The sequence below is a fragment of the Streptomyces sp. NPDC017056 genome, from assembly GCF_044332485.1.
Lineage (GTDB): Bacteria > Actinomycetota > Actinomycetes > Streptomycetales > Streptomycetaceae > Streptomyces.
This window is the reverse complement of sequence record NZ_JBIRPD010000002.1, coordinates 600,380-610,022: the sequence shown is the minus strand read 5'-3', so window position 1 is coordinate 610,022 and position 9,643 is coordinate 600,380. Positions and strand designations below refer to the sequence as shown.

7 protein-coding genes are annotated in these 9,643 nt (G+C 73.4%); 5 read left to right on the top strand and 2 right to left on the bottom strand.

Annotation, left to right across the window (positions count from 1 at the left end):
• The 3 genes from ACH4OW_RS05685 to ptsP all read left to right on the top strand — a co-directional run.
• The coding region (locus tag ACH4OW_RS05685) for a hypothetical protein (RefSeq protein ID WP_360138357.1) at positions 1-190 on the top strand (190 nt) is incomplete at its 5' end.
• 240 nt (positions 191-430) lie between these two features.
• Positions 431-880, top strand: coding sequence for a PTS glucose transporter subunit IIA (locus ACH4OW_RS05680; RefSeq protein WP_398025209.1), 450 nt, complete (start codon positions 431-433; stop codon positions 878-880).
• Positions 881-957: 77 nt separating this feature from the next.
• Positions 958-2,628 (top strand): phosphoenolpyruvate--protein phosphotransferase, encoded by a 1,671-nt coding sequence (gene ptsP / locus ACH4OW_RS05675; protein WP_360138351.1) that lies wholly within the window; start codon positions 958-960, stop codon positions 2,626-2,628.
• A 135-nt stretch (positions 2,629-2,763) separates the two neighbouring features.
• Here the strand turns inward: ptsP and ACH4OW_RS05670 are convergent, their stop codons facing one another.
• Together ACH4OW_RS05670 and ACH4OW_RS05665 are read right to left on the bottom strand one after the other, a co-directional pair.
• A complete protein-coding gene (locus ACH4OW_RS05670) occupies positions 2,764-3,693 on the bottom strand; it encodes a hypothetical protein (protein ID WP_398025206.1) in 930 nt (309 codons plus the stop codon).
• Between the two features lie 102 nt (positions 3,694-3,795).
• Entirely contained in the window at positions 3,796-5,820 is a 2,025-nt protein-coding gene (locus ACH4OW_RS05665) for an acetoacetate--CoA ligase (protein WP_398025204.1), read from the bottom strand.
• A gap of 342 nt (positions 5,821-6,162) precedes the next feature.
• Here ACH4OW_RS05665 and ACH4OW_RS05660 point away from each other — a divergent pair, with 342 nt between their 5' ends.
• Together ACH4OW_RS05660 and ACH4OW_RS05655 are read left to right on the top strand one after the other, a co-directional pair.
• Positions 6,163-8,607 (top strand): TIM-barrel domain-containing protein, encoded by a 2,445-nt coding sequence (locus ACH4OW_RS05660; RefSeq protein ID WP_398025202.1) that lies wholly within the window; start codon positions 6,163-6,165, stop codon positions 8,605-8,607.
• Between the two features lie 59 nt (positions 8,608-8,666).
• A complete protein-coding gene (locus ACH4OW_RS05655; protein ID WP_398025199.1) occupies positions 8,667-9,479 on the top strand; it encodes a M15 family metallopeptidase in 813 nt (270 codons plus the stop codon).
• Positions 9,480-9,643: the final 164 nt, after the last annotated feature.

Sequence of the window (9,643 nt, the reverse complement as noted above, 5' to 3'; positions counted from 1 at the left end):
TCTGGCGTTGACTTTTGGCACGCTGTTGAGTTCTCAAGGAACGGACGCTTCCTTTGTGCCTGTTTCACCAGGCTCTCCGGGCGCTTCCCTTCGGTGTTCCACCACTCTATCAGGCCGTTTCGGGCTTCCGGACCACCGTGTTTTCCGCAGGCATGCAGAAACAGCGGTCGAAAATCTCGATCAGTTCTGAAGGAGTGCCACCCGCCGTCCGATCTCCGCGATGTGATCGCGCTCTGTCGAACCGGGGCAGGTGTCAGACAGTACAGGGCTGCGGTGGGCGGGGCAAATCGAATGCCCCGGGACGGGTGCTCCGGAGGCGGTGTCGCGCGTGCGGAACCCTCACTTCTTATGACTTACGCTCTGATCGGTGCGCCGTCCAGGACAGGTAGTGACGGCGGCCTGATACATCTCCACCCCTGGGAGGACTCCCATGACCACCGTGACGTCCCCGCTTGCCGGACGCGCCATCGGACTCGCGGCAGTGCCCGACCCGGTGTTCTCCGGCGCGATGGTGGGTCCCGGTACCGCCATCGACCCGATCCGCGAGCCTTCCGAGGCCGTCTCGCCCGTTGACGGTGTCGTCGTCTCGCTGCACCCGCACGCGTTCGTCGTCGTCGACGGCGAGGGCCACGGCGTGCTGACGCACCTGGGTATCGACACCGTCCAGCTCAACGGCGCGGGCTTCGAACTGCTCGTCAACAAGGGCGACACCGTCACCCGCGGCCAGGCCGTCGTGCGCTGGAACCCCGCCGCCGTCGAGGAGGCCGGCAAGTCGCCGGTCTGCCCGATCGTCGCGCTGGAGGCGACCGCCGACTCTCTCGGCGACGTCGTCGAGGACGGCGAAGTGAAGGCCGGCGAGCAGCTCTTCAGCTGGCAGTAGCCCGCCGCCGTCCCTGACGGCACGTACGACATCCACCGCGGCGGCAGTGACCGCCGCACCAACCGGAGACGGGTGAAATGGAGACAACGCTGCGAGGCGTCGGCGTGAGCCACGGTGTGGCGATCGGCGAGGTGCGGCACATGGGCACGGCGGTCCTGGAACCGCCGGCCAAGCAGATTCCGGCGGAGGAAGCGGAGCGCGAACAGGGGCGTGCCCGCAAGGCCGTGGAAGCTGTGGCCGCCGACCTGATCGCGCGGGGCAACCTGGCGGGCGGCGAGGCCCAGGCGGTGCTGGAGGCCCAGGCCATGATGGCCCAGGACCCCGAGCTGATGGCCGACGTCGAGCGGCGCATCGCCGTGGGCAGCACCGCCGAGCGCGGTGTGTACGACGCCTTCGCCTCCTACCGGGCGCTGCTGGCGGGTGCCGGCGAGTACCTGGCCGGGCGGGTCGCGGACCTCGACGACGTGCGGAACCGTATCGTCGCGCGGCTGCTGGGCGTGCCGATGCCGGGCGTGCCGGACAGCGACGAGCCGTACGTGCTCATCGCGCGGGACCTGGCGCCGGCCGACACGGCGCTGCTGGACCCGGCGCTGGTGCTCGGGTTCGTGACCGAGGAAGGCGGGCCGACCAGCCACAGCGCGATTCTCGCGCGGGCGCTGGGGGTGCCGGCCGTGGTGGCGCTGCCGGGCGCGGGCGAGCTGGTCGAGGGCACCGTCGTCGCCGTCGACGGCAGCACGGGCGAGATCTTCGTGAACCCGAGTGCGGACAAGCGCGCGGAGCTGGAGCAGGCCGCGCGGGCCCGTAAGGCGGCGCTCGCCGCTTCGACCGGTCCCGGTGCCACGTCGGACGGTCACAAGGTGCCGCTGCTGGCGAACGTGGGCGGTCCTTCGGACGTGCCGGCGGCCGTGGAGGCGGGCGCCGAGGGCGTCGGCCTGTTCCGTACCGAGTTCCTCTTCCTCGACGACAGCGAGAAGGCGCCGTCGGAGGAGAAGCAGACCGAGGCGTACCGCAAGGTGCTGGAGGCCTTCCCCGAGGGCCGGGTCGTGGTCCGGGTGCTGGACGCCGGCGCGGACAAGCCGCTGGACTTCCTGACGCCGGGCGACGAGCCGAACCCGGCGCTGGGCGTGCGGGGCCTGCGGACGCTGCTGGACCACCCCGAGGTGCTCCGTACCCAGCTGACCGCGCTGGCCAAGGCCGCCGAGGGGCTGCCGGTCTACCTTGAGGTCATGGCGCCGATGGTGGCCGACCGTACGGACGCCAAGGCGTTCGCCGACGCGTGCCGGGCGGCCGGTCTGCAGGCCAAGTTCGGTGCGATGGTGGAGATTCCGTCCGCGGCGCTGCGCGCCCGGTCGATCCTCCAGGAGGTCGAGTTCCTTTCGCTGGGGACCAACGACCTGGCGCAGTACACCTTCGCCGCCGACCGGCAGGTCGGTGCCGTCTCGCGTCTCCAGGACCCGTGGCAGCCGGCGCTGCTCGACCTCGTGGCGCTGTCGGCCGAGTCCGCGAAGGCCGAGGGCAAGAGCTGTGGCGTCTGTGGCGAGGCGGCCTCCGATCCGCTGCTGGCCTGTGTGCTGACGGGGCTCGGCGTGACGAGCCTTTCCATGGGTGCGGCGTCGATTCCGTACGTGCGCGCGACGCTGGCGAAGCACACGCTGGCGCAGTGCGAGCGTGCCGCCTCCGCTGCGCGGGCCGCGGACACCGCCGAGGACGCGCGCGCCGCCGCGCAGGCGGTGCTCTCCGGGGAGTGATCCCCGGCGGGGTCCGGCCGGTGAGCCACCTGCCGGGCACTGCCGGAATGTGAGTACGGACGGCCGTCCCGCCCTTTGCGGCGGGGCGGCCGTCCGGCGTTCGGGGCCCTTACGGATTGCCGTGGGGGCCCTTCGTCAGTCGTGGGGGTGGTCGTGGTCCTCGGTGGGCGGGTCGGGGACGGGCAGGCCCGAGTGGTAGTCGACGCCGGGCTCGGGTGGGACGGGCTCGCCGGTGGCGGAGTCCGTGCAGTACGCCGTGAAGACCTCGGCGGCGCTCAGCGGGTGCAGCCAGGTGTTGCGCAGGGTCCAGCCGCGTACCGTGTCGCGGCCTGCGGGCTCGGCCGTCCGCGACACGATGCCGCCGGGGCTGCGCAGGGCGAAGCCGGCGGCCAGGACCGTGCAGAAGACGAGGGTCGCGGCCTCGGACAGCTCCAGCCGCCCGCGGTCGCGGGACTCGGCGTGCAGCACGGCCAGGAGCGGGGCGCCGCTCGCGGGGACGCTGCACACCAGGTGGTGGGTGCCGTCACCGAGAGCGTCCAGCAGGCCGGTGACCGCGCGGGAGGCGCGGGCGAACGCGGCTCTGGCGAGGTCCTGGCCGCAGTCCGGGCAGGAGCCGGTGCGCGCGAGCAGGGCCGTGGCGCGGTCCCAGGTCGTCTGGCGTTCCGCCTCGTCGACGAGGGCGGGCAGCAGCCGGGCCAGTGGCTCGCCCGTATACGGCAGGGTGGCGCCGGTGCAGGCCAGTTCGGCGGTGTAGCGGGAGCGGCTGTCGGGCCGGTCCGGGTCCAGGCCGGCGTCCAGGCAGAACGTCTCGTACGCGACGGGGTCGAAGAGGGTGACGGTGGCGTGGATGCCCTGGGCGGTCAGCGAGCGCAGCAGGGCTTCCATCTGCCGGAGGTAGGTGGTGTGGTCGTCGAACGGGAAGGTGCGGTAGCGGCACATGGCTGCGAAGTCCTGCGCGTCCGCCAGGACGGCGGCGGTGCTGGGGATTTCGCGGCGCAGCTTGCGGCGCGCGGCGGCGAGTCCGGTCGGGTCGGTGGGCGTGGTGCGTCGGAACGGTGGTGCCATGACTCCCCCTCGGTCGGTGCGTGCTGCCCGCTGCGCGAGCCTCACTTGTCACGGAGAGTAACCGAGGGGTCTGACAACGGCCGTGCGCGCCGGTCTTCGCCGCTACTGCGTGCGGTCGGCGGCGGCGCGGTCGGCGGCGATGCGCTCGTAGAACCGCAGGATTTCGAGGTTGTCGACCGAGCCCGGGTTGACGGCCTTTTCCAGCGGAGTGCCCTGGAGGAGCCGCTTGACGGGGACCTCGATGCGCTTGCCGGTGAGGGTGTGCGGCACTCCGGGTGCTTCGATGATCTCGTCGGGTACGTGGCGCGGGGAGCACTGTTCCCGGATGGTGCGCTTGATGCGGTCGCGCAGCGCGTCGTCGAGCGCGGCGCCGGGCGCGAGGTGGACGAAGAGCGGCATCCAGTAGCCGCCGTCGGGCAGTTCGAGGCCGATGACGAGGGATTCGCGGATCTCGGGGAGGCGTTCGACGGCTTCGTAGATGTCGGCGGAGCCCATCCGTACGCCCTGGCGGTTGAGGGTGGAGTCGGAGCGGCCGTGGATGACGACGGTGCCGCGCGAGGTGCGGGTGATCCAGTCGCCGTGCCGCCAGACGCCGGGGTAGGTGTCGAAGTAGCTGTCGTGGTAGCGGGTGCCGTCGGGGTCGTTCCAGAAGCGGATCGGCATGGAGGGCATGGGGTTGGTGACGACGAGTTCGCCGACCTCGTCGGTCAGCGGCTTGCCGTGCGGGTCCCATGCCTGGAGGTCCGTGCCGAGGCAGGGGGCCTGGAGTTCGCCGATGTGGACGGGCAGGGTGGGTGAGGCGCCGGCGAAGCAGCTGCACACGTCCGTGCCGCCGCTGACGGAGGCGATCCACAGGTCGTCGGCGACCTCGTCGTGCAGCCAGCGGAAGCCGTCGGGCGGCAGCGGGGAGCCGGTGGTGGCGACGCACTTGACGGCGGAGAGGTCGAGGTCGCGTCCCGGGTGGACGCCGGCCTTGCGGCAGGCCATGACGTACGCGGCGGAGGTGCCGAAGAGGGTGGTGCCGGTGCGTTCGGCGATCCGCCACTGGGCGTCGGTGCCCGGGTGTCCCGGGCTGCCGTCGTAGAGGACGATCGTGGAGCCCGCGAGGAGGCCGGCGACGAGGAAGTTCCACATCATCCAGCCGGTGGAGGTGTACCAGAAGAAGCGGTCGTCGGGGCCGAGGTCGCAGTGCAGGCCGGTCTGCTTGAGGTGTTCGAGGAGGATGCCGCCCTGTGACTGGACGATGGCCTTGGGCAGGCCGGTCGTGCCGGAGGAGTACAGGACCCACAGGGGGTGGTCGAAGGGGACCTGTTCGAAGACCGGTTCGGTGGCGGCGGAGGTCAGGTCCGCCCATTCCACGGCGCCTTCGGGGGCGGGGGTGCCCAGGAGGGGGATGTGCACGACGGCCCTGAGGGTGGGCAGTTCGCGGCGGAGTTCGGCGACGGTGTCGCGGCGGTCGTGCTCCTTGCCGCCGTAGCGGTAGCCGTCGACCGTGAACAGCACGACCGGTTCGACCTGCTGGAAGCGGTCCAGGACGCTGCGGGCGCCGAAGTCGGGGGCGCAGGAGGTCCACACGGCGCCGACGGCGGCGGTGGCCAGGAGGGCGACGACGGCCTGCGGGACGTTGGGGACGTAGCCGCTGACGCGGTCGCCGGGGCGTACGCCGAGGCGGCGCAGCTCCGCGGCGAGCGAGCCGACCTGGGCGCGCAGCTCGGCCCAGGTGACGGGGGCGGGGTCGTGGGTCTCGTCGACGTGCAGCAGCGCGGGCGTGCCGGCGCGGGCCGGGTCCTCGGCGGCGCGCAGGGCGTGTTCCGCGTAGTTGAGGGTGGCGCCGGGGAACCAGCGGGCGCCAGGCATGGCGGGGTCGGCGAGGACGGTTTCGTACGGGGTGGAGAAGCGGACGTCGAACCACTCGGCGACGGCTTGCCAGAAGCGGGTCAGTTCGGTCACGGACCAGTGGTGCAGTGCGGCGTAGTCGGCCGCCGGGTCGCCGGATACGCGGGCGGGGGCGCCGTGGTGGATGGCGGCCCAGTCGTGGAAGCGGGTGATCCGGGCGCCGTCGATGCGGTCCTGGCCGGGCTGCCACAGGGGTTCGGGCTGCGGGACGGACGGCGGTGCGGTGGTCATGATCGGCTCCCGGCTGTACGCGGCGTTGCGTGGACGCGGTGTGGGCGTGCGGTACGCGGTGCCCCCGTACGGCCGGGGGATCACCCCGGCGCAGCGCGGGGGCGCGTGCGTGTGACACGGCTGGGCGAGACGATGCCACGTGATCGACTCGTGCGCCAGGGTGGGCCGCACATTCAGGCACGTACGCGGGCGGGTGGGGCGCGGCCGCGCGGTGGGGAATGAGGCAGGAGGGCGGCCGTCCGCCCGCCGGCGGTGTGCCGCGGGTGGGGTCGCGGTTCTTCCCGGGTGAACGGGAGTTGAACGGTCCCCCCGCCGGGTGCCGTCGATGGCAGGCTGAGCAGCATGGACGGGCGTGATCAAGTGCGGTCGGTGTGGTGGGGCAGGGCGGTCGGCGCGGTACGGGCCCTCAGGGCGGCCGGTTCGGTGCGCGGGCTGCTGTCGTGGCGGTCGGCGTGGCGGCGGCGCCGCGCCGACCGGCTGGGGACGGCGCGGCGCGGGCCCGAGCGGGCCCGGGTGCCGGGCGCCGCGGCGCGCGCGGAGCCGCAGCCGGGCGGCGGGGTGGTGTTCTTCGCGCGTTCGTCGCTGCGGGTGCGGGTCGCGGCGGGCGGCGCGGTGTTCTGCGGCTGGGACGGCGCGGAGCCGGAGCCCTCGTACGCGCTGGCCGGTACGTGTCCCGAGCCGGACGTGCGGGCGGTGCTGGAGCCCGACACGGAGGGCGGCTGGCGGGTCGTCTCGGAGCGGGTGACGGTGACGGTGTCGCGGCACGGGGCGGTGGCGGTGCGGACGCCGGGCGGGGTGGTGCTGCGGCGGGAGCTGCCGCCGCGGTGGTGGGACCGGGTGCCGGGCGACGGGGGCGGCGTGCCTGCCGAACGGTCCGGGGAGTCGCGGTGGGTGCAGCGTTCCGAGGTGGCGGCGGACGCCCGGTTCTTCGGGCTGGGCGGCCGGTCCTGCGGGCCGCGGCTCCGCGCGCGCAGGTACCGGCTGTGGAACACCGATCCGGGCGGCGCGTTCGTGCCGGGTGACGACCCGCTCTCCGTCACGATGCCGGTCCAGTTCGTGGTGGCGGACGCCGGGACGCATCTGGTCTTCCACGACAACTCGTGGGACGGCACGGTGACGCTGCGGGAGGGCTCGGAGGGCGCGGGTTCGGGGCACGACCGGCCGGGCTGCTCCGAGCTGCGGATGGACGGCGGTCCGCTGCGGTACTGGGTGCTGGTGGGTACGCCCGCCCGTGTGCTCCTCGGCTGGACGGCGCTGACCGGGGCGCCGACGCCGCCGCCCCGCTGGGCACTGGGTCCGCAGCACGCCCGGTGGGGGTTCGGCAGCCAGGAGGAGGTGCGGCGGGTCGTGTCCGGGTACCGGGAGCGCGGGCTGCCGCTGTCGGCCGTGCACCTGGACATCGACCACTACGACGGCCACCGGGTCTTCACGGTCGACCGCACGGCCTTCCCCGACCTGCCGGGGCTGGCGCGCGAACTGCGGTCCGAGGGGGTGCGGCTGGTGTCCATCGTCGATCCGGGGGTGAAGGCGGAGCCGGGCAACGCGGTGTACGAGGGCGGGGCGGCGGCGGACGCGTACGTGCGGGACGCGCGGGGCCGGGAGGTGCGCGGGGTGGTGTGGCCGGGCGAGGCGGTGTTTCCCGACTTCACCGACGCGCGGGTGCGCAAGTGGTGGGGCGGCCTGTACGCGGAGCGGCTGGCGCAGGGGTTCTCCGGGGTGTGGCACGACATGAACGAGCCGGTGTCCTTCGCGGCGTTCGGCGATCCGTCGCTGCCGCGTTCGGCGCGGCACGCGCTGGAGGGGCGGGGCGGCGACCACCGGGAGGCGCACAACGTGTACGGGCTGGCGATGGCGCGCGCCGGCTACGAAGGGCTGCTGGAGCTGCGCCCCGAGGAGCGTCCTTTCCTGTTCTCGCGGTCGGGGTGGGTGGGGATGCAGCGCTACGGGGGCACGTGGTCGGGGGATGTGGCGACCGGCTGGCCGGGGCTGCGGGCCTCGTTGTCGCTGGTGCTGGGGATGGGGCTGTGCGGGGTGCCGTACAGCGGGCCCGATGTGGGCGGGTTCTCCGGGGTGCCGTCGCCCGAGCTGTATCTGCGGTGGTTCCAGATGGCCGCGTACCTCCCGTTGTTCCGTACGCATTCGGCGGTCTTCGCGGGGCGGCGGGAGCCGTGGGAGTTCGGGCCCGAGGTGGTGGAGCACGCGCGCGCCGCGCTGCTGGAGCGGGAGCGGCTGGTGCCGTATTTCGTCTCGCTGGGGCAGCTGGCGCGGTTGTCGGGTGCGCCGTATGTCCGTCCGGTGTGGTGGAGCACGCCGCGGGACCGGAAGCTGCGGGACTGCGAGGACGCGTTTCTGCTGGGGGACGCGTTGCTGGTGGCGCCCGTGCTGGGGCCGGGGGTGACGCGGCGGGCGGTGCGGCTGCCGCGCGGGCGCTGGTACGACACGGCGTCCGGGCAGGCGTACGACGGTCCCGGGCAGGTGCTGGTGGACGCGCCGCTGTCGCGGATCCCGGTGCTGGCGCGGGCCGGCGCGGTGTTGCCGGTGGCCGGCGGTGACGGTGTGACGGAGCTGGAGGTGTGGGCGCCGGTGGCCGGCCGGGCGGGCGGTGGCGTGCTGGTGCCGGACGTCGGCGACGGCTGGCGGCAGCCGGAGGTCGAGCGCTTCGAGACGCGTCTGGAGGACGGGCGGGTGGTGGTCGAGCGGCAGGGCGGCGGAGCGGCCGGGTACCGGGTGCGGGTGCGTGGCCTGGCGGACGGGAACGGGGTGGGCCGGGAGGCGCCGGTCGCGTAGCGGGAGCGCGTGCGGCCGGGCTCTTACGCGGTACGCGGTGCCGGTGGTAGACGGGTGCCATGCCGAGACTCGCTGCCGCGTTGCGCGGCTTCGCCGTGGCCGCCGCCACCGCCGTCCTGACCGTGGCCGCCGTACCGGACGCGCGGAGTGCCGCCGATCCGACGGCGCCGAAGGAGTTCGTCGCGCTGCGCGACGTGGACCCGACGATCCGCCAGGAGATGCGGTACTTCACGCCGCACGACTTCATGGGCGTACCGGTCACCGGCTACCGGGAGCCGGTGTGCATCCTGACCCGCGACGCGGCGCGGGCGCTGCACCGGGCCCAGCTGTCGTTCCTGCGGCGCGGCTACACGCTCAAGGTGTACGACTGCTACCGGCCGCAGCGGGCTGTCGACCACTTCGTGGCGTGGGCGAAGGACCTCGGCGACCAGCGGATGAAGGGCGAGTTCTATCCGCGGGTGGACAAGTCGGCGCTGTTCGAGGACGGGTACATCGCGGAGAAGTCGGGCCACAGCCGGGGCAGCACCCTCGACCTGACGCTGGTACGGCTGCCGGGCCTGCCCACCCGGCCGTACGTTCCCGGGGAGCCGCTGACGGAGTGCTATGCGCCGAAGGCGGAGCGCTTTCCCGACAACTCGGTCGACATGGGGACCGGGTTCGACTGTTTCGACACTCTCGCGCACACGCTCGATCCGCGGGTGCAGGGCAAGCAGCGGGCGAACCGCCTGCTGTTGAAGAGCGGGCTGGAGCGCGTGGGGTTCCGTAACTACGAGAAGGAGTGGTGGCACTACACCTTCACTCCGGAGACGTTCCCCGACACGTATTTCGACTTTCCGGTGTCACGGCGATCACTGAACGACGACGCGCGCTGAGCGGTGGCGGGCCGGGGCGCGGAACCACCCCCGTGGATCCCGCGCCCCGGCCCGCCTTGGTGGACGCGGTGCGGCGGTATCAGGTTCAGCCGGGCCCGTTCCGATCGGCGGGACGGCGTGCCAGACTCCTGACGGGCCGTCAGTTACGCGGCGGGCGGCCGGGT